Source organism: Azospirillum brasilense, from assembly GCF_001315015.1.
Classification (GTDB): domain Bacteria; phylum Pseudomonadota; class Alphaproteobacteria; order Azospirillales; family Azospirillaceae; genus Azospirillum; species Azospirillum brasilense.
In genome coordinates this window covers 295,312-312,986 of the sequence record NZ_CP012916.1, presented here as the reverse complement: position 1 = coordinate 312,986, position 17,675 = coordinate 295,312, and the positions used below count along the sequence as shown (strand labels likewise).

Annotated in this window: 18 protein-coding genes; 9 read left to right on the top strand and 9 right to left on the bottom strand. The window is 68.5% G+C overall.

Features of this window, described 5'->3' with window-relative positions:
- Positions 1-74 precede the first annotated feature (74 nt).
- Both AMK58_RS22885 and AMK58_RS22880 read right to left on the bottom strand, forming a co-directional pair.
- Positions 75-488 carry a hypothetical protein gene (locus AMK58_RS22885; protein WP_035679496.1) on the bottom strand — a complete coding sequence of 138 codons (414 nt, stop codon included), beginning with the start codon at positions 486-488 and terminating at the stop codon, positions 75-77.
- Between the two features lie 137 nt (positions 489-625).
- Entirely contained in the window at positions 626-1,129 is a 504-nt protein-coding gene (locus AMK58_RS22880; RefSeq protein ID WP_051140676.1) for a septal ring lytic transglycosylase RlpA family protein, read from the bottom strand.
- A gap of 576 nt (positions 1,130-1,705) precedes the next feature.
- Here AMK58_RS22880 and AMK58_RS22875 point away from each other — a divergent pair.
- The 3 genes from AMK58_RS22875 to AMK58_RS22865 all read left to right on the top strand — a co-directional run bounded on the left by AMK58_RS22875 (position 1,706) and on the right by AMK58_RS22865 (position 4,820).
- Positions 1,706-3,472: a reprolysin-like metallopeptidase gene (locus AMK58_RS22875; RefSeq protein ID WP_079285578.1), complete on the top strand. Its 1,767-nt coding sequence runs from the start codon at positions 1,706-1,708 to the stop codon at positions 3,470-3,472.
- Positions 3,473-3,581: 109 nt separating this feature from the next.
- Complete coding sequence (locus AMK58_RS22870; protein WP_014241764.1) at positions 3,582-3,938, top strand: Lin0512 family protein; 357 nt, start codon at positions 3,582-3,584, stop codon at positions 3,936-3,938.
- A gap of 60 nt (positions 3,939-3,998) precedes the next feature.
- Entirely contained in the window at positions 3,999-4,820 is an 822-nt protein-coding gene (locus AMK58_RS22865; protein ID WP_035679499.1) for a hypothetical protein, read from the top strand.
- A 24-nt stretch (positions 4,821-4,844) separates the two neighbouring features.
- Here the strand turns inward: AMK58_RS22865 and AMK58_RS22860 are convergent, their stop codons facing one another.
- Positions 4,845-5,105: a hypothetical protein gene (locus AMK58_RS22860; RefSeq protein WP_035679500.1), complete on the bottom strand. Its 261-nt coding sequence runs from the start codon at positions 5,103-5,105 to the stop codon at positions 4,845-4,847.
- A gap of 154 nt (positions 5,106-5,259) precedes the next feature.
- On the opposite strand from AMK58_RS22860, the gene exbB reads away from it, so the two are divergent.
- Genes exbB through AMK58_RS22845 form a run of 3 tightly spaced genes read left to right on the top strand, consistent with a single transcriptional unit; the run spans position 5,260 to position 7,461 of the window.
- The gene (exbB, locus tag AMK58_RS22855) at positions 5,260-6,192 is read left to right on the top strand and encodes a tonB-system energizer ExbB (protein ID WP_051140677.1); all 933 of its coding nucleotides are present in this window, start codon (positions 5,260-5,262) and stop codon (positions 6,190-6,192) included.
- A 4-nt stretch (positions 6,193-6,196) separates the two neighbouring features.
- The gene (gene exbD, locus AMK58_RS22850; protein WP_035679503.1) at positions 6,197-6,619 is read left to right on the top strand and encodes a TonB system transport protein ExbD; all 423 of its coding nucleotides are present in this window, start codon (positions 6,197-6,199) and stop codon (positions 6,617-6,619) included.
- Complete coding sequence (locus AMK58_RS22845; RefSeq protein ID WP_051140678.1) at positions 6,616-7,461, top strand: energy transducer TonB; 846 nt, start codon at positions 6,616-6,618, stop codon at positions 7,459-7,461. Before exbD ends, AMK58_RS22845 begins: the two co-directional genes overlap by 4 nt.
- Before the next feature lie 36 nt (positions 7,462-7,497).
- On the opposite strand, the gene AMK58_RS22840 is transcribed toward AMK58_RS22845, so the two are convergent.
- From AMK58_RS22840 to AMK58_RS22830, 3 genes are all read right to left on the bottom strand, one after another.
- Entirely contained in the window at positions 7,498-8,124 is a 627-nt protein-coding gene (locus tag AMK58_RS22840) for a response regulator transcription factor (protein WP_035679504.1), read from the bottom strand.
- Positions 8,108-9,766, bottom strand: coding sequence for an ATP-binding protein (locus AMK58_RS22835; protein ID WP_236778343.1), 1,659 nt, complete (start codon positions 9,764-9,766; stop codon positions 8,108-8,110). Before AMK58_RS22835 ends, AMK58_RS22840 begins: the two co-directional genes overlap by 17 nt.
- A 150-nt stretch (positions 9,767-9,916) precedes the next feature.
- Complete coding sequence (locus AMK58_RS22830; protein ID WP_035679506.1) at positions 9,917-11,176, bottom strand: Glu/Leu/Phe/Val family dehydrogenase; 1,260 nt, start codon at positions 11,174-11,176, stop codon at positions 9,917-9,919.
- A 296-nt stretch (positions 11,177-11,472) separates the two neighbouring features.
- On the opposite strand from AMK58_RS22830, the gene AMK58_RS22825 reads away from it, so the two are divergent.
- The gene (locus AMK58_RS22825; protein ID WP_051140680.1) at positions 11,473-11,865 is read left to right on the top strand and encodes a GreA/GreB family elongation factor; all 393 of its coding nucleotides are present in this window, start codon (positions 11,473-11,475) and stop codon (positions 11,863-11,865) included.
- Between the two features lie 174 nt (positions 11,866-12,039).
- Positions 12,040-13,191: a DUF2325 domain-containing protein gene (locus tag AMK58_RS31495; protein WP_059399499.1), complete on the top strand. Its 1,152-nt coding sequence runs from the start codon at positions 12,040-12,042 to the stop codon at positions 13,189-13,191.
- Between the two features lie 24 nt (positions 13,192-13,215).
- Here the strand turns inward: AMK58_RS31495 and AMK58_RS22815 are convergent, their stop codons facing one another.
- Positions 13,216-15,237, bottom strand: coding sequence for a methyl-accepting chemotaxis protein (locus AMK58_RS22815; protein ID WP_059399498.1), 2,022 nt, complete (start codon positions 15,235-15,237; stop codon positions 13,216-13,218).
- A 325-nt stretch (positions 15,238-15,562) separates the two neighbouring features.
- Between AMK58_RS22815 and AMK58_RS22810 the strand changes: the two genes are divergently transcribed.
- Positions 15,563-16,648 carry a hypothetical protein gene (locus AMK58_RS22810; protein ID WP_035679510.1) on the top strand — a complete coding sequence of 362 codons (1,086 nt, stop codon included), beginning with the start codon at positions 15,563-15,565 and terminating at the stop codon, positions 16,646-16,648.
- A gap of 22 nt (positions 16,649-16,670) precedes the next feature.
- Here AMK58_RS22810 and AMK58_RS22805 read toward each other — a convergent pair whose 3' ends face one another.
- Together AMK58_RS22805 and AMK58_RS22800 are read right to left on the bottom strand one after the other, a co-directional pair.
- The gene (locus AMK58_RS22805; protein WP_035679512.1) at positions 16,671-17,072 is read right to left on the bottom strand and encodes a DUF1398 domain-containing protein; all 402 of its coding nucleotides are present in this window, start codon (positions 17,070-17,072) and stop codon (positions 16,671-16,673) included.
- A gap of 33 nt (positions 17,073-17,105) precedes the next feature.
- Positions 17,106-17,564 carry a MarR family winged helix-turn-helix transcriptional regulator gene (locus AMK58_RS22800; protein ID WP_035679514.1) on the bottom strand — a complete coding sequence of 153 codons (459 nt, stop codon included), beginning with the start codon at positions 17,562-17,564 and terminating at the stop codon, positions 17,106-17,108.
- Positions 17,565-17,675 lie beyond the last annotated feature (111 nt).

The window sequence follows — 17,675 nt, the reverse complement described above, 5'->3', positions numbered from 1 at the left end:
CCCCGCCCGCCATGCCGCGGTATGATTCCAATCAATGGATGCGGCCGGAGTCCCCGGACCGCTTCGATGGGGCCTCAGGCAGCCAGCGCGGGGGCCTGCTGCACCGTGGCCGGCATGGTGCCGGTGTTGTTGGCGGGCGGCAGGCGCAGACGGCTCGCCAGCCCTTCCAAGGAGTCGTGCAGGCGGCGGCAGGGGGTGCCGTCCTCCCCCGGCTCGTAGATGCCGACGAAGGGCGCGCCCGGCTGGTTGGGGTCGAGATGCAGCTCGACGATGTGGGTGCGCGACGTGCAGCCGCGGACCAGCGGATCGGCGGGGATCACCGTCCAGCCGCGCCGCAGGCAGCGCTCGGCCAGCCCTTCCAGATAGAGCGAGGCGGACGGAACGCGCTTCAGCGCCTTCAACTCGGCGATGAGCTGGCGGACGTTGTCCACCTGCTCCAGGAACAGGCCGGCGGCGTGATGCGTGTCGCGGATCACGAGTTTCAGCATGGGTTGGAACCTCCTCTGTGCGCACGGCTCCGTCACCCGCGAAGGCACATCGGCGGCCTTCGCGGCGCCACGCCCGTTGGGCGGAAACCTGCGCGTTGTGCGTTTGGGTGGGAAGCGTCGGACGGGACGCGGTTCCGTTATTCGACCACGCCCAGATCCGTCGCGGTCAAATCGGGGTCGGGCCGTTCGGCCACCGTCACAGGCGGTTCGGACGCCGGTTTACGGTCGGGATAAAGCGCGGCCACCATCCGCTCCAACCGGTGCCGCAGCGAGCGGTTAGGCTGGTCGGAGGGCCGGGCTTCGACGCGCACGTTCACCACGCCGTCCTCGATCATGCCCAGTTCGCCGGCGGCCTTCCGGGACAGATCGATCACCCGCCCCTTCACGTAGGGGCCGCGGTCGTTGATCACGACCTCGACGCTGCGCCCGTTGTCGGCGTTGGTCACCGTCACCCGGCTGCCCAGGGGAAGCCGGCGGGACGCGGCGGTCAGCCGGTTCTGGCTGAATCGCTCCCCCGACGCCGTGGTCCGGCCGTGGAAGAAATCGGCGTAGTAGGACGCCTTCCCCTTGTGAACATAAACCGGTTCGATATCCGAAACGACCGGCGCTGCGTTTTCTTCAAAATCGGCAACCTGCAGCATTGAGTCCTGCGGCACTGGCGGGACGGAGGCAATCTGTGCACCAGTCGAGCAAGCCCCAACAGAAACAGCACAGATGGCGAGCGCAACACAGCCATACCGCACTCTTTTTCTCCCCCGTTGTTGTTCTGCGGCAACGGTCGCGGAATCTCTCGATCCTGTCAATCCGCCAATCCATACCTATGCTGTGACAGGATTGCGTCTTAATATTCTTTAACGATTTTACTTTGATCTTATCATGACAGGTGCGAGCCGGTTCATGCGTTTCATTTGCGGCGATTGAATTCTTATCCATTCTGGAAATCCCGCCAGACATCTTCAGCGTATAACCCGGCGTCACCGCCGGCCCGCGAATGCATGGAAGGAATTTCCCGGAACCTTCACAGGATACTGAAAATACGTTGGAAATTTTCCATTTCCCAACGCTGATGATGCCGTCTGATCCATTGAATGCGGACAAACGCCTCGTCATAAATATTGACTGATTGAAAGACGAGCTCCGATCGTTTTCACCAAACATCATCGAAATTCGGAACGAATTTAGCGAAACACCGGTCCACCCAAACGGAGTGCGCGGACATGAGTGAGTTTCGGATTCCCGGCCCTGGCGAAAATGGGGACGGGCTCGGCGATGATCGATCATCCCTCAATGATGTTTCGGGCTTCGATGACGTTCCAGGCCCGGCGATGGAAAAGGCCGGCTGGACGACGGGCGGCGTCGGCGACCCGCTGTTCGTCCGGGCGTTCGACAGCGGGCGCCGCTGGGGGGCACCGCCGGACGGTGCCGCGACGGCGCCCTACAGCCTGACCTACGGCTGGGTCGTGGATGCCGGCATCCGCTACGTGCCCGGCTTCCGCCCCCTCAACGACAGCCAGAAGGCCATGGCGGTGCAGGCGATGGGGGAGTGGAGCGCCGTCGCCAACCTTGCCTTCGTGGAAACGGCGGCGCCGATGACCGCCAACCTGCAATTCCACATGAGCCAGCTCGACGCCTTCGGCGCCTCCGGCATGGCCTACTACCCCAACCCGGCGGGTTCCTACATCTACCTTGACCCCGAATCGGCCGGTTACCGCACCTATGTGCACGAGATCGGCCACGCGCTGGGCCTGAAGCATCCCGGCGACTACAACGGCACGGGCAGCGGCACCCCGCCCTTCCTGCCGCCGGCCGAGGACAACCGAACCAACACGGTTATGTCCTATTACGGCGTCTGGCCCGGCGGGCTGGGCGTCTATGACGTCGCCGCGATCCAGCGCCTCTATGGCCCCAACCCCACCGTGCGCACCGGCGACGACCTGTATCTCCTGACGCCGGGTGCACCGGGGCGCTACCTCTGGGATGGCGGTGGCAACGACACCCTGTCCGCGGTGGGGTCGGATGTTCCCGTCACCATCGACCTGACGGGCGGCTGGGGATGGTTTTCCGCGCAGGCCCCGTCGATCCTGGCCCAGAACCAGTTTTTCGTCGGCTACGGCACCCGCATCGAGACCGTCATCGGAGGGACGGCGGGCGACCGGGTGACCGGCTCGGCCTTCGCCGACACGCTGATGGGCGCCGCCGGGGACGACACGCTGGCCGGCGGTGCGGGAAACGATCTTCTCGACGGCGGACCCGGCGGCGACACGGCGCTGTACGACTTCCCTTCCGCCAACGTCTTCGTGACCGTCGATCCGTTGGGAAGCGGAACGGATCTGACGGTCACAGGGGCCGGTGGCACCGACCGGCTCCGCGGCATCGAACGGCTGGTTTTTGCCGACCGCACGGTTACCCGGCAGGAGGCCGCGGCCGCCCTGCCCCGCGCCGCGCCGGACCAGCGCGCCATCGTTCAGGATGGCACCCTGAGTTACGAGGTGCGAATGGCCGCCTATTCCGGCCCGGTCGCCGGCCTGAAAAACCAATTCCTGGGAACGGCCGCCGGGGAGGCGGTCGTCGGCAGCGATCAGGGCGATTTCATGAATCTGCTCGACGGGAACGATGCCGCGCAGGGCGGCGGCGGAGACGATGTGCTGGACGGCGGCTCGGGCTCCAACTTCCTGACCGGCGGACCCGGCACGGACACCTTCAACGTCGATGGACGGGGCGAAGGCGTCACATGGTCCACCATCACCGATCTGCAACCGGCGGAATGGGCCGTGGCCTGGGGCTGGACGGACACCCTCTCCAAACTGAGCTGGGAGGATATGGCGGGCGCCGCCGGCTATCAGGGGGCCACCGCGCGAATCGACCTGGATGGCAATGGCGGCACCGACCTCAGCCTGACCTTCAGCGGACAGACCCCCGGCGGGTTGCTCGCCATGCCCGGACAGGTGGGGACCGACAGCTATCTTGCCTTCCGGATCGGCTGACCGCATTCCACCGTTCGAAAAAACGGCCGGATCGACTGCCGTGCAGCGCCGATCCTGGCGCATCCTCAGCGCAATCACCGAAACACGGAACGAGGAGGGCCCCACGACCATGAAGCAGGTGATGTTCGTCGAACTCGGCATGGGCGCCGATCTGCATGGGCAGGACGTAACCAAGGCCGCGGTGCGCGCCGTGCGCAACGCCATCGAGCGCAACTCCATGCCCGGCATGCGCGCGCTGGTCGATGGCGACACCAGCCGGATGCAGGTCCGCGTCCACCTCGCCGTCCCCGCGGACGCCGACCGCCTGGACCTGGAGGCTGTGCGGGCCGTCTTCCCCTACGGGCAGGTGTCGTTCAACGTGGTGTCCGGCGGCATGCTGGCGCCCAGCGGCATCTTCCTGGCCGACAAGAACGACCGCAACGAGATGATCTACATCGTCAACGCCGCGGTGGAAGTCGGGGTGTAAGGTTCGGCGTCTTGGCCGGATGCGGTTGCCCCCGCCCCTTTTTCGTGCCAGCGTCGGGGCATGAAGCGCGCTCTTCGAACCACCCTGATCGCCGTCGGCATCCTCGCCGGCGGCCTCGTCACCCTGACCGTGGGGGTGGTGGCCGCCCTGCCGGTGATCGCCGACCACATCCCCCTGGAACTGTCCCGAGTCGTGATGAGCGACGGGCGGCGGCAGGTGGAGATGCAGGGCATGGTCCATGTCGCCAAGCCGGATTTCTACAGCGGGATCGCCCGCCACATCGCACAGCGGCGGCAAGAAGGTTGGCTGGTCTTCTACGAGGAGGTCCGTCCCGACGATTCCTCCAACCCCGCCGGGGTGGCCGACGTGCTGCGCCGGCTGGGGGCGGACTGGAACCCGGACAGCAAGCAGCATCCCTACGAGATGATGGCGAGCCTGCTCGGCGACGGGCTGGTGCTTCAGGACAACCGCGCCCTGATCGGCCCGCCGGGACCGGACGCCCGCAACGTCGACGTCACCCTGTCGCAACTGCTGGCCGCCCTGCCCCCCGGCGATCCGGACGAGGCCGATCCGGAAACCATCGATCTGGCGCAGCTCCGGAACGAGTACGACACGCTGCCGGGCTGGGTGCAGCGGCGCGTCCAGGCCGCCATCCGCATCATGCTGGCGACCACCGCGTCGGGCTCCATGGTGCGCGACGCCCTGCCGCCCGCGCTGACCACCCTGCGCGAGGATAAGGTGGTGGCGGCCATCAAGGCCGAACCGGACCGCAACATCCTGATCCTCTACGGGCAGGTGCACATCGGGCATATCCAGACCATGCTGAAGGATGCCGACGCCCGGTGGCGGACGGTCTCCTTAAAGGCGATCCAGGCCTTCTGAACCGAGCGGGTCACCCGATGCGGATCACCAGATTTTGCGGGCCAGCTCCTCGCCGCGGGCGGTGAGTTCCTCGAAGCGGCGGCGGGCCACATCCTCGACGTTCCAGTCGCCGGGAGCGACGACGGCTTCGGCGGCGTCCGGACGGTCCGGCGCGCTGGGACGGTCGCCCGCCTCCCCGTGGAGACCGTAGATTTGGCCGTCACGCGCCTCGATCACGGCGTAGCAGCCGCCCCGCTCGACGAGCCGGAAACTGCCATGTTCCGATACGGTACGGACCTTGGGCATCGCAATCTTCCCTTGCGGTTCACATGTCACGCCGTGAACAACCGGCGTGCCGCCCATTTGTCGCATGGCAGCAATATAGCACTTTATGGGTGCAAATGAGAGTCGTTCGCACTATACAGGAAGGAAGTCAGCCGCAAAGAAGTTCGAACCGCCAATGTTCACAGCGCTTCACACCCGTTCCATCGCCGCGATGGCCGCCGCCGGCACCTTCCTGTCGAGCGGAGTTGGCTGGGCGCAGGGCACCCCCGCAACCAACGGCGGCGCTCCCGCGGCACCGGCCTCCACGGCAGCGCCCATGACGGCGCCTGTGACGGCGCCCGCCGCCGACGCTCTGGCCGCCCCGGACGCTGCGGCGGGAGCGGTCGAGCATCTGACCGCCGCGACGGCGACGCTGCCGCACGACCTGTCCCCCTGGGGCATGTTCATGGCGGCGAGCCCGGTGGTGCAGGCGGTGATGATCGGGTTGGCGCTGGCCTCGGTGGCGACCTGGACCATCTTCCTCGCCAAGTCGGTGGAGCTGTCGAAGGCCAAGCGCAAGGCGCGGGCCTCCCTGGCGGCGCTGGAGCAGGCGCGCTCGCTGACCCAGGCGGCCGAGAGCATCGGCTTCGAAAAGACCCCGGCCACCGCCTTCCTGCGCGCCGTGATCGCCGAGGCGCACCAGTCCGCCGACGCCCCCTCGCAAGAGGGTCTGAAGGAGCGCGCAGCCTCCCGCCTGGAGCGGATCGAGGCGGCGGAGGGGCGGCGTATGATGCGCGGCACCGGCATCCTCGCCAGCATCGGCTCCACGGCTCCCTTCGTCGGGCTGTTCGGCACGGTGTGGGGCATCATGGTCAGCTTCATCGGCATCGCCAAGTCGCAGACGACCAACCTCGCCGTGGTGGCGCCGGGCATCGCCGAAGCGCTGCTGGCGACGGCCATCGGCCTCGTCGCGGCCATCCCGGCGGTGGTGATCTACAACGGCTTCGCCCGCTCCATCGGCGGTTACCGCGCCCAGCTCGGCGACTCGTCGGCGGCGGTGCTGCGGCTGCTGAGCCGCGACATGGACCGCCGCGCCCTGCCGCGCGCCGTGTCCAAGGCGGCGGAGTAAGGCCATGGCGGCGCGTCTGGACGACGGCGACGATCTCACCGAGTCGCACGACATCAACGTCACGCCCTTCATCGACGTGATGCTCGTGCTGCTCATCATCTTCATGGTGGCGGCCCCGCTGGCGACGGTGGACGTGCCGGTGGACCTGCCGGCCTCGACCGCCCAGCCGCAGCCGCGGCCCGACAAGCCGCTGTTCCTGACCATCCAGGCGGACAACAGCCTGTCGGTGGGCGACACGCCGGTGGCGCGGGAAGCCCTGGCGGCGGCGCTGGACGGGGTGACGAACGGCGACAAGGGCGCGCGCGTCTTCTTGCGTGCCGACCGCAGCGTGGATTACGGCGCGCTGACCGAGGTGATGAACGCGTTGCGCGCCGCCGGCTATCTGAAGATCGCTCTGGTCGGGCTGGAAGGCGCGTCCGCGAAATGAGCGTGGCGACCTTCGATCCCAACGACCTTCCGGACGGCGAGGAGCGCACGGCACCTGCCCTGGCGCGCTGGGGCGGCAGTCTGGTGGTCGTGCTGGGCGCCCATGCGCTCATCGCGCTCGCCGCGCTGTCCTGGCATGTCGCGATGGAGGAAGCTCCGGCCGCGCCGCCTGCGGTGATGCTCGACCTACCGCCGATACCGGAAACGCCGGCCGCCGAGCCGCCGCCGACGCTGGAATCGATGCTTCCCGAACCGGAGCTGCCGCCCGAGCCCGTGATCGAGCCCGAACCGGAACCCGAGCCCATTCCCGAGATCGCCCCGGAGCCGCCCCCGCCCGTGCCGGCGGAGGTCGCCCTGCCGGAACCGCCGCCCAAGCCGAAGCCCAAGCCCAAGGAAGAGCCCAAGCCGAAGCCCAAGGCCGAACCGCCGAAGCCGCGTCCGCAGCCGCAGGCCCAGCCCAAGCCGGTGACCGAGGCCCCGGCCAACGCCGCCCCCGCCGCCGCCCCGCCCTCGGGCGCTCCGGCCCAGGCCGCGCCGGTGGTGCGCAACAGCAACGCATTGCCCACATGGCACGGCGCCGTGCTCGGCCATCTGGAACGTTACAAGCGCTACCCCCGCATCGCCCAGATGCGGCGCCAGCAGGGCGTTCCGCAGGTCCACATCACGCTCGACCGGCAAGGCCGCGTGCTGGCAGTACGGCTGCACAAGGGCTCTGGCTTCGAGGCGCTGGACGAGGAGACGATCGCCCTGGTCGAGCGCGCCTCCCCGCTCCCGGCCCCGCCGCCAGATGTGGCGCAGGACCGCATGGAGCTGGTGGTGCCGGTGCAGTACTTCCTGCGCTGAATTTGACCGCTCACGCATCGGTCACCTGGATGCGCATCACGGTATGTGCATCCACAGGCGCATGAGTTCCGGAACCGTGCGGATGTCGAGTTTGCTGAGAATGTTCGCCCGGTGGGTCTCCACCGTGCGAACGCCGATCCCGAGGCGGATCGCGATGGCTTTGTTGGCGCAACCCTCCACCATCAGCGCCGCGACATCCCGTTCGCGGGGGCTGAGCAGGGCCAGCTTCGCCAGGGCGGACTCCGCGGCGGAACGGTCCCGGCGCTGGTGGGCGTCGCGCTGCAAGGCCTCGTGGACGCGGCGCAGGAAGACGCCGTCGTCGAACGGCTTCTCCAGGAAATCGACCGCTCCGGACCGGAAGGCGGTGACGGCGGAACTCACCTCGCCATGGGCGGTGATGATGATGACCGGCAGGCCGCAGCCGCGCCGGGACAGCTCCTCCTGAAGCTCCAGCCCATCCATGAAGGGCATACGGAGGTCGGCCACCACGCAACCCGGCTGCTCCGGGCTGTAGCGGTGCAGGAACTCCAACGCGTTGACGAAGGTGCGCACGGACAGGCCGGCCACCTCGACCAGAACGGAGAGCGCGTCGCGGACCGCCTCGTCGTCGTCGATGATGAAGACGGTCGGTTCGCCGGTGGAGGTTTTATCGGTCTGGGTCATGGGACGGCCGGGTGTCTGAACGGGCTGCGGGCAGAAAGACCTGGAAAACGGAACCGGTCGGACCGGTGCGGCCGAGCCACAGCCTGCCGCCGTGGCTTTCGACGATCGAGCGGCAGATGGGCAGGCCGAGCCCCATGCCCGCCGGCTTCGTGGTGGCGAACGGCGAGTAGAGATGCTCAATCATGCCCGCTGACACGCCGGGACCGCTGTCCTCGACCTCGAAGGTCAGGCCGTCCGGCGGCGTGGCTTGGACACGCAGGACGACCTCGCGCAGCGGGCTGTCGGCCGCGGCGATGGCCTCGATGCTGTTGTGCACGAGGTTGAGGAGAACCTGCTCGATCTGGATGCGGTCGCACAGCACGAGGGGAAGCGGCTCGGCCATGTCCACCCGAAGCTGGACCCGGTTGTAGGCCGCGTCCCCGCGCACCAGGGTCAGCGTCTCGCGCAGGATCTCGCTGGCCGGTTCCGGCGCCAGTTGAAGCGACCCTTTGCTGAGGAAGGTGCGCAGCCCGCGGATGACCTCGCCTGCGCGTTCCGCCTGGATCACCGCCTTGTCGATGAGGTCGTGGGCGCGCGGCGGCGTGTCGTCGCCCTCCAGCAGGCGCTGGGCGGCCCGCGCGTAGCTGATGGCGGCCAGCAGCGGCTGGTTCAGCTCGTGGGCCAGGGCGGACGCCATCTCTCCAGTCACCGTGAGGCGGGAGAGATGGGCCAACTCGGCCTGGTGTTCGCGCAGCCGGGCCTCGACCTCGCGCCGCTCGCTGACGAGAGCGCCGAGGAACAGGGCGGTGATGGCCAGGGCCAGCATCAGCGTCTGGTGATAGACCACCGCGCCCAGGGGAAGGCCGATCGCCTGCAGCCCGGCGATCAAGCCGCTCTGGATGGCCAGGGCCGCCAGGACTGCGCCCGGCAGGCCGTGCGACACCGCCACCCAGACGAGGGGCAGGAACAGGACGTAGAACAGATTGAACTGACCGTCGCCGATGGGCAGGAAGACCAGCAGCAGGGCCGCGGCGATGGCGGCCGTCTGGGCGGCGGTGGGCGTGTTCGGCATGCTCCAGGCGGGCGTCTGGTCCGGCCGGTGCAGGAGGAGGACGAAGGGCGTGACCACGGCGATGCCGATGGCGTCGCCCAACCAGTATTGGAAGGCCAGCGTCGGCAGGTCGGCGGCGGGCAAGGCGCCGTCCAGGACGAACACGCCGACGAAGACGGGCGCCACGACGGCGGCGCTGAGGAAGGTGACGCCGACCAGCCAGCCGACATCGCGCACCCGGTTCAACGCCAGACCGATCCCCACCCGGTGGCGCAACACATGGGCTGCGGCCCCGTAGCCGGCGACGATGGCGAGATTCGAGAGCAGCAGCGAGGCGATCGAGGCGGGATGCCCCCGAACCACCAGATCGGCGAGGATCAGCGTGGCGTAGACCATCGGCAAGCCGCGCGCGCCGGTCCACAGCAGAAGCGCCATGTAGAGCCCGGCCGGCGGGTTCCACGGCGTGATGTTGAGGCTCGGGCGCGGGTGGATGAAGGTCAGCCAGTCGATGGGCAGATAGGCCGCCAGGAAGGCAAGGGACAGCAGGACCATGTCCCGGCCGGTCAGGATGGCCGGCGCTCCCGATGCACGGCTGGCGGATGGAAAAGGCATCTCAAAACAGTCTTTCGGGCTGCAAGGGCGGAACGGCGCGGGTGGACGAGGCACGGACTATACACGTCCCCCCGGCCCGTTCGCCCATCGCATGGACGCCCATGCGGTGGACGGGGAGCCCGGCGGGCCCCCGTCCCCGCGACGCACGGATCAGCCGACGAAGAACGGCTGCGTTCCGTGCGCGGCGATGGCGTTCGACAGCCGCTCCAGCGCGTGGGCGTAGGCCGCCGTGCGCATCGGGATGCGTCTGGCCGTGCCCATGTCCCAGACCCGGCGGCCCTCGGTCTCCATGATCACGCGAAGGCGCTCGTGAATCTCGTCGAGGCCCCAATAGTAGCCCTGGCGGTTCTGCACCCACTCGAAGTAGGACACCGTCACGCCGCCGGCGTTCGCCAGGATGTCGGGCAGGACGATGACGCCGGACTCGTTCAGGATGCGGTCGGCGTCCGGCGTGATCGGGCCGTTGGCGAGTTCCAGGACGACGCGGGCCTTGATGAGTCCGGCGTTGCCCTTGTGGATCTGATCCTCCAGCGCCGCGGGGACAAGGATCTCGCAATCGGTGCCCAGCAGCTCGTCGCTGGTCACCGCACGGGCGCCGTTTGCGGTGTAGGCGGTCACCGAGCCGCCGCGCTCCTTGGCCGTCTGCACGGCCTGCGGGTCCAGCCCGTCCTCGCAGACGATGGCGCCGCGGGAATCGGACAGGCCGACGATGCGGTAGCCGTCCGCGTGCAGCAGGCGGGCGATGTGGAAGCCGGCGTTGCCGTAACCCTGGATCACCACCCGGCGGGCCGATCCGGACAGGCGCAGATCCTCTTCCAGATGCTTGATGAGGTAGTAGCCGCCGCGCGCGGTCGCGTCGTCGCGCCCGAGCGAACCGCCGAGCGGCAGCGGCTTGCCGGTGATGACCGCCGGGCTCGGCTGGCGGACGATGGAGCTGTACTCGTCGGCCATCCACCCCATGATCATGGAGTTGGTGTAGACGTCCGGCGCCGGGATGTCGCGGTCGGGTCCGATCATGCCGGCGAAGGCCTGGACATAGGCCCGCGACAGACGCTCCAGCTCCGACTTGGACAGGCTGTGCGGATCGACCTTCACTGCGCCCTTGCCCCCGCCATAGGGCAGGTTCATCACCGCGCACTTGAAGGTCATCCAGAAGGCCAGCGTGGTCACTTCCTCCACGTTGGAACTCGGGTGGAAGCGGATGCCGCCCTTGGTCGGGCCGCGCGTGTCGTCGTAGCGGCACCGCCACGCCGGGAAGGAGCGCCGCGAACCGTCGTCCATGCGCACGGACAGGCGGACGCTCAGCGTCTCCTTGGCATATTTCAGTTTCTCGAGAACCTCGGAATCCACCTCGACGTGCTTGGCGGCTTCATCCAGGCGGCTCAGCGCCCCCGAAAGCAGATCGTCCATTCCTTTTCCCCATGGTTTCGGTCAGGAGCACCGAAGGTTGGCCGCATCTCCTTCCCGGAAGGTTCTGCTCACTTCCCCTTAGGCATATGACGGCCTTTTCTACTGGGGAATAACCCGGATCAAAATATCCGTATTACTACGGAAATCCCGTAACACGCTGCAAAACAACGATAAATTTTTTACAGGCCGATCTGCGCCTTGCGCTCCGTAATCATACGGATGGCCGCGGACAATGCCCGTGGGCGAGAGTTCATCCGGGATTTGAATCACGCCGCCGCGCAGTCGAGGACGCATCGATGACCGAGGGAACCGACCGGCCGCTGATCTGGATCGGACGCATGGAGTACGGCCGCCTGCTGCGGGCCATGGACCGGCTGGCCGTGCAGGCCCCGGAGGTCTCGGCGTTCCTGTCGCGGGAGTTGGAGCGGGCGATCGTCCGTCCGGAAGGCGACCTCCCGCGGACGATCGTGCGCATGGGCAGCCGGGTGCTGTTCCGCCGCGACGACGGCATGCCGCCCGAATGGGGTGAACTGGTCTACCCGGACCAATCGCCCAAGGACGACCAGATCACCGTCGCCTCGCCGCTGGGGGTGGCCTTGCTCGGTCTCCGGGAGGGGGCCCACATGCCGTACAGCGACGCGGACGGAATCACACGCCGGCTGATGATCGAGCGCATTCTCCCGGCCTGAGCCGCCTCCCCAGGAGCGAACCCGCGTCGCTCTTCATTTGCAAATGCGAATGAATCGCATTATTAGTGGAGCATGTTCCGCTCCACGGCCCCGCTTGGCTCCGGACGGAACCGGACACCCAACAGCCGAAGCCAATCGGGGGCGGAGACGATGTGTGAGCGTTGTCGGAAGACCGTGCCATCCTGCGTACTGGGACAGGCCAAGCGCCGGAAGCTGTGGACGATTCCCACGGAGTATCATTGCTCCATCGTGGGCACCTGCCTGTCGTCGGAGGACGTGGCGTGGCTGTGCCGGCGGCTGAAGCTGGTCCCCACGGCGGACGCCCGCCCCTACGACATCCACCGCTATTTCGTGGAGAAGGCCGCGGAGGACGGGCCGGAAGCCCGGCTGATGCACAAGCGGCTGGACGAGACCTTCGCCGTCGCGGTGAAGCGCTTTGCCCGCGAGACGACCGAAGAGGGCTGGATGGCCCTGTGGACCACCGCGGTGGCCTCGGGCGACGTCGCCGCCGCCTACTGGGGCGTGCTGAGCCACGGCGCCATGCCCGACGCCGTGCGGGTGCGCGCTTTCGCCGACGTGCACATGCTCTCCCACATCATGGGGGGTGAGAACCGGCGCCAATTGCGGGAGAACCGCGATCTGGTCCGGCGCTGCGAGGAGCTGACCGCCCGGCTGGCGAAGCAGGAACGCGCCGCCGGAGAACGCGTCGCCGAGAAGGATGCCCGTATTCGGGAGCTGGAGGCGCAGCTCGCCGCCCAGCGGGCCGCACCCGCGGTTCCGGAAACGCCCAACGCTCCGAAAACCCCGTCGGTCCGGGCGCCGGGCCAGGCGCGTCTGCTGCGCACCATGGACGCCCTGCACCGCCGCGTCGCCAGCGAGCGCATGCGCGCCCGCCACGCCGAGGCCGAAGTCGAGCGGCTGCGCCGCCTGCTCGACCCGCCGGCCGCGCAACTCCGCCGCACCGCCGCCGCCGGGACGAACGCCCCGACCGACCTCGGCGGGCGGGCCATCCTCTATGTGGGCGGACGGACCAAGAGCCTGCCCCACCTGCGGGCGGCGGTGGAGACCCGCAACGGCTGCCTGCTTCACCATGACGGCGGGTTCGAACAGACGACCCGCTGCCTGGAAGGGCTGGTCGAGCGCGCCGACGTGGTGGTCTGCCCGGTCGACTGCGTCAGCCACGACGCCTGCCTGCGGGTTAAGGGGCTGTGCCGCCGCATGGGCAAGCCCTTCGTTCCCATGCGCAGCGCCGGCGCCACCAGCTTCGCCCGCATCCTGCACAGCTTCGGTCAGGACGGCGCCGGGGAGGAGTCCGCCCACCACTGAGCAGCGTCAGGACATTCGGAGCGGTCAGGCGCTGCGGACGCCGGTGAGGAATTCGCCGACCTCGCCGGTCAGCCGCTCCGCCTGCTGCGACAGCTCCTGGGCCGCGCTCAGCACATGGGACGCCGCCGTACCGGTGTCGTTGGCCGCCTGCTGAACGCCGGCGATGTTGGACGCGACCTCCTGCGTGCCGACGGCCGCCTGCTGGACGTTGCGGGTGATCTCCTGGGTGGCGGCGCCCTGCTCTTCCACCGCGGCGGCGATGGCCGTGGCGATCTCGTTCACCTCGCCGATCACCCCGGCGATGTCCTGGATCGCCGCGACGGCGTCGCGCGTGACGGTCTGCACCTGGACGATCTGCGCCGCGATGTCGTCGGTCGCCTGGGCGGTCTGGCTCGCCAACGTCTTCACCTCATGCGCCACGACGGCGAAGCCCTTGCCGGCGTCGCCGGCGCGGGCGGCCTCGATGGTGGCGTTGAGCGCCAGCAGATTGGTCTGGCTGGAGATTGCCTGGATCAGCCCGACCACCTCGCCGATGCGCTGGGCGCAACCCGCCATCAGCCGCACCGTCTCGTCCGTCCGCCGGGCGTCCGCGACGGCCCGCGTCGTGATCGCCTGCGACTGGGCGGCGCGGTTGCCGATCTCCCGGATGGAGGCGGTGAGCTGTTCGGTTGCCGCCGCTACGGTCTGCACGTTGGTGGAGGCCTGTTCCGACGCCGCGGCCACGGCGAAGGACTGCTGGTTGGTCTGCTGAGCCGCCGTGGACATGGAGCCGGCGGTCGCCTCCATCTCCGTCGCGGCGGAGGACAGCGTGCCGACCAGCCCGCTCACCTTGGCTTCGAAGCCACGGGTCAGCCGGTCCAGCACGACCGCCCGCCGCTCGCGCGCCTCCAGCTCGCGCCGCTGCTCCGCCTCCAACCGCTCGCGTGCAACGGCGTGCTCCTGGAAGATTTCGACGGCCTGCGCCATGGCGCCGATCTCGTCACGGCGCCCGGTGCCGGGAATAGTCACCGCTAGGTCGCCGTCGGCCAGCCGCCGCATGGCCCCGGTCATTGCCGTCAGCGGTCGGACGACCCGCCGGATCACCAGCAGCGATCCCCCCACCCCCAGAAGCAAGCTGAGCGTGAAGACGGCGAGGCTGACGAGCAGGTCGGATCGCGCCTTCTCCGCGGTCCCCGCGACCGCCGCGTCGATGGCCGCACCCACCGTTCCGGCCAGTGTGAGGATGGAATCGATGCCCACCGTCGCCCGGCCCATCCATTCGTCGGAGGTCAGCGGGTAGCGGCCATCGGCACCGCCCTTCAGCACCTCCTGCCGGGTCTCGGCGAACGCTTGGAAATACGCGACCTCGACCCCATCGATGGCCCGCGCGAGGTCGGGCGTGATGTCCGGCCGGGTGCGCAGCGCGCGGATGCCATCCCACGCCTGTTCCAGCCGCCCGCGGGACTTCGCCAGGGCTTCGGCCTGATCGGGAGCGACCGGCCGGCTGCCGGCGACGAGGGCGCTGAACAGCGCGCGCTCCCGCCCGGCGTGTTCGGCCATGTCCGCCGCGTAGCCACGCAGCTGGACAAGTTGCAGCGTCTCCGGTTTCGGTGGAGGAGCGACCGCCTCCAGCAGCAGGCGCAGGGCGCCGACCCGTTCGATATGAGCGGTGATCGTGCCGCCGAAGCCCGACACCACGTCCGGCGTCCGCTCGCCGGCATCGCGGGCCAACGCCTCGTCCACCCCACGCCGATAGTTCCGGAAGGAGGCCAACGATGCCTCCACCTCGTTCAGTCGCGCACCATGCGGAACCATTTCAGGAATGGTGGGCAGTGCATCCAGCGCGGTGCGCAACGCAGCGTCGGCGGCATCGCGGCGCTGTTGCAGCCGGGCACGCCGTTCGGAAGGAATCGGAGTCGAGCCGTTCAGCGCTCCGTTGGTCGCGCCCCGTTCGAGGGCGAACTCGCCGGCGGCGGCGACCAAGCCGCCGGCCACCTGATTGACGTTCCGGTAGGCCGAAGCCGCCTCGACGCCGCGAAGGGCCGTGAACGCTGCGTCGCCCGCCATGAAAATTCCCAGGAGGGCAAGCCCACAGACAATCACCGGTAGAATGACCTTGATGGAAAATAATCGCACGATCCTGCCCTCGGAAACGGATAGCATTCATCCACTCATATCCAGGCGATGATACCTTTCCTTGATTTTGGTCAAAGGGACTGCAAACGCTTTGGCTAGGCGATCTTCTGAAGAAAATTCAAGATTTGGCTACAGGCATTGCGAATTTCCTTTTAGAAAATTTCCAAACGGCTTTCCGAAACGATCAGTTGACGCGCGGCTAAAGTTGCGAGGCACTGGTCCGCCCTGTGCTACAGTGCCGCCGGAAGGAGCCGTCATGCCGTCAGAACACCCGTCGCCCGAAGCCTCTCAACCCAGCCAGAATGCCCCCGAACCTCTCCTGAAGCTGGGCGACGCGCCCCGGCCGGCCGCCATGCCCGACAGTCTCGCAGCGGAGGTCGCGGGCTGGCGTTTCGTCCTGCGCAGCCCGGTGGCCCCCAGCTTCTATTCCAAGCCGGGAACACCGTGGCAGGCGCCGCCGGAGGGTTGCCTGCGAGCCAGCGACCGTTGGAATCTGGAGGGCGCCTTCCCCACCGACCAATCCGTCGAGAACGGCACGCAATGGGCTGTGGCACGCTTCGAGGGCGGCGTGTGGCGCGTGGAAAGCTGCGTTCCGGCCGCCCCACGCCCGGCGGTGCGCGACCTGCTGCGCCTGCGGGTGGAACGGCTGACCGCCGCCCGCCGCTGGACGCACGGTGACCTGGAACTTCTGCACAGCTTGCTGGACGGCGGAACGCAGGCAGAGGACACGCTGCTGGCTGGCGATGAGGGGCGGGCGCGCTCGCTGCGGTCGCTGAAGGCGCTGGGTCTCGCCGGAGCGGCCTCCGCGGACGACCCCGAGCTTCCCGACGAGGTGAAGACCCTGCTCGCGGATGGCGCGGGAAGCGTCGTCTGGCTTGATGTCGACGCACGGGAGATCGCGGACGGCATCCTGTCCTGGCACGCCAAGAAACAGGCGCGCGCAGCCGCGCGGGTGAGCCGGGGTGCCGAGGCGAAGCAGCGCGGCGACGACATCAAGGACGCACTCACCAAGGCGGTGCAACGGGCCTTCCCGCGCATTCCCAAGGAGGCCGCCGCCGCCGCCGCCGCCCGGCTGGCGCCCGGCGTGAAGAAGCTGGGCCGCATGCCGGCGCTTCAACCCATCGTTGACGCGGTCGCGGAAGTGCGGCTGGAGCGCTGGCGCCAAGCCGTGGCATCGGAGCCGGAGGTGGCCAAGCGCTTGGCCGCCATGGAGGCGCGCGGCGACGCGAACCGCGCGCTCAAGCGCTACCGCGACCAGCGGGCGGTCGAGCGCGCGGAGGCCGAGTTGAAGGAATGGCGCGGTGATCTCGGCCCCGTGCTGTCCCGCCGCCTGGGCTGGTGACGGCGGGAATGCCGGAGCGGCGTCAGCGGGCGCCGGGGAACCACTCGGTGTGGCTGTCGCCACTCCGGCCGTAATAGACGACCCGCCGGCCCAGGATGCTGACCGTCCAACCGGCGCAACCGGCACGCAGCACACGCTCGCAAAAGCCGCCGTAGCGGATCGTTCCGGCCTGAATGGCGCGGACGGCGGATTCCACGCTTTCCGCCGAGAAGTCCGTGGCCGGCGGCAGGGCGGCGGGCCGGGTTTCCACCCGCTCCGTCGTCCCGTCCGGGAAATAGTAGGTCGTCTCCGCCCGTACGAGGTCCGTGTGGTAACGCTCCACCCCCGCGACGGCCAGCGCCGCGACGACCTTGGGGAAGGTGATGCGCTCCTCGTCCGACGCGCGGCTGCACTCTTGCAGGATGGCTGTAATTTTGGAGTCCATGACGTTTTCTCCCTGCGAGCGTGAGCGTCGCGGTCAATCGATGGGAACGGAGCGCAGCCCCATCCGGCGGACGACGCCCTTCAATGTGTCCTCGACCCGCGCCCGTTCGGCGGGGTCCAGGTGCCCGAAGAACTCGGCGTCGTTGCGGTCCGCCAGGGCGGACAGGTCCGGCACCAGCGCCCGGCCTTCCGGGGTGAGAGCCAGCGTCTGGTAACGGCGGTCGTCAGGGTCGGCGGTCTGGGTCAGCAGCCCTTTGGCGGCGAGGCGGTCGGCCAGTTTCGAGATCGCACCCCGCGTCATGCCCAACCGGTCGGCGAGCAGGCTGGGCGCCATGCCGTCCTGGCCATAGAGGTCGCGCAACACGACCCATTCGGCGACGGTCACCCCTCGCCCCGCCAACTTCGCGGCAAAGGCATGGGACACATGGTTCGACACGAAGCGCAGCCAATAGCCGAGATGCGCGTCGAGCGGGCTGACGTTCGTTTCGGCCAACAGTTCCCCCTGTGGTTGCCTATAAACTGCACTGTATTGGTTTCCTAGTAAACTTATTAATCCTGCGACTGGTCACTGCGATCAAGCCACTTGGCGCCATGGTGTTCCGCA

Bases quoted from the DNA above. Each gene is read 5' to 3' on its own strand.
- AMK58_RS22885 (WP_035679496.1), bottom strand. From the start codon at position 488: ATGCTGAAACTCGTGATCCGCGACACGCATCACGCCGCCGGCCTGTTC.
- AMK58_RS22880 (WP_051140676.1), bottom strand. From the start codon at position 1,129: ATGCTGCAGGTTGCCGATTTTGAAGAAAACGCAGCGCCGGTCGTTTCG.
- AMK58_RS22875 (WP_079285578.1), top strand. From the start codon at position 1,706: ATGAGTGAGTTTCGGATTCCCGGCCCTGGCGAAAATGGGGACGGGCTC.
- AMK58_RS22870 (WP_014241764.1), top strand. From the start codon at position 3,582: ATGAAGCAGGTGATGTTCGTCGAACTCGGCATGGGCGCCGATCTGCAT.
- AMK58_RS22865 (WP_035679499.1), top strand. From the start codon at position 3,999: ATGAAGCGCGCTCTTCGAACCACCCTGATCGCCGTCGGCATCCTCGCC.
- AMK58_RS22860 (WP_035679500.1), bottom strand. From the start codon at position 5,105: ATGCCCAAGGTCCGTACCGTATCGGAACATGGCAGTTTCCGGCTCGTC.
- exbB (WP_051140677.1), top strand. From the start codon at position 5,260: ATGTTCACAGCGCTTCACACCCGTTCCATCGCCGCGATGGCCGCCGCC.
- exbD (WP_035679503.1), top strand. From the start codon at position 6,197: ATGGCGGCGCGTCTGGACGACGGCGACGATCTCACCGAGTCGCACGAC.
- AMK58_RS22845 (WP_051140678.1), top strand. From the start codon at position 6,616: ATGAGCGTGGCGACCTTCGATCCCAACGACCTTCCGGACGGCGAGGAG.
- AMK58_RS22840 (WP_035679504.1), bottom strand. From the start codon at position 8,124: ATGACCCAGACCGATAAAACCTCCACCGGCGAACCGACCGTCTTCATC.
- AMK58_RS22835 (WP_236778343.1), bottom strand. From the start codon at position 9,766: ATGCCTTTTCCATCCGCCAGCCGTGCATCGGGAGCGCCGGCCATCCTG.
- AMK58_RS22830 (WP_035679506.1), bottom strand. From the start codon at position 11,176: ATGGACGATCTGCTTTCGGGGGCGCTGAGCCGCCTGGATGAAGCCGCC.
- AMK58_RS22825 (WP_051140680.1), top strand. From the start codon at position 11,473: ATGACCGAGGGAACCGACCGGCCGCTGATCTGGATCGGACGCATGGAG.
- AMK58_RS22815 (WP_059399498.1), bottom strand. From the start codon at position 15,237: ATGGCGGGCGACGCAGCGTTCACGGCCCTTCGCGGCGTCGAGGCGGCT.
- AMK58_RS22810 (WP_035679510.1), top strand. From the start codon at position 15,563: ATGCCGTCAGAACACCCGTCGCCCGAAGCCTCTCAACCCAGCCAGAAT.
- AMK58_RS22805 (WP_035679512.1), bottom strand. From the start codon at position 17,072: ATGGACTCCAAAATTACAGCCATCCTGCAAGAGTGCAGCCGCGCGTCG.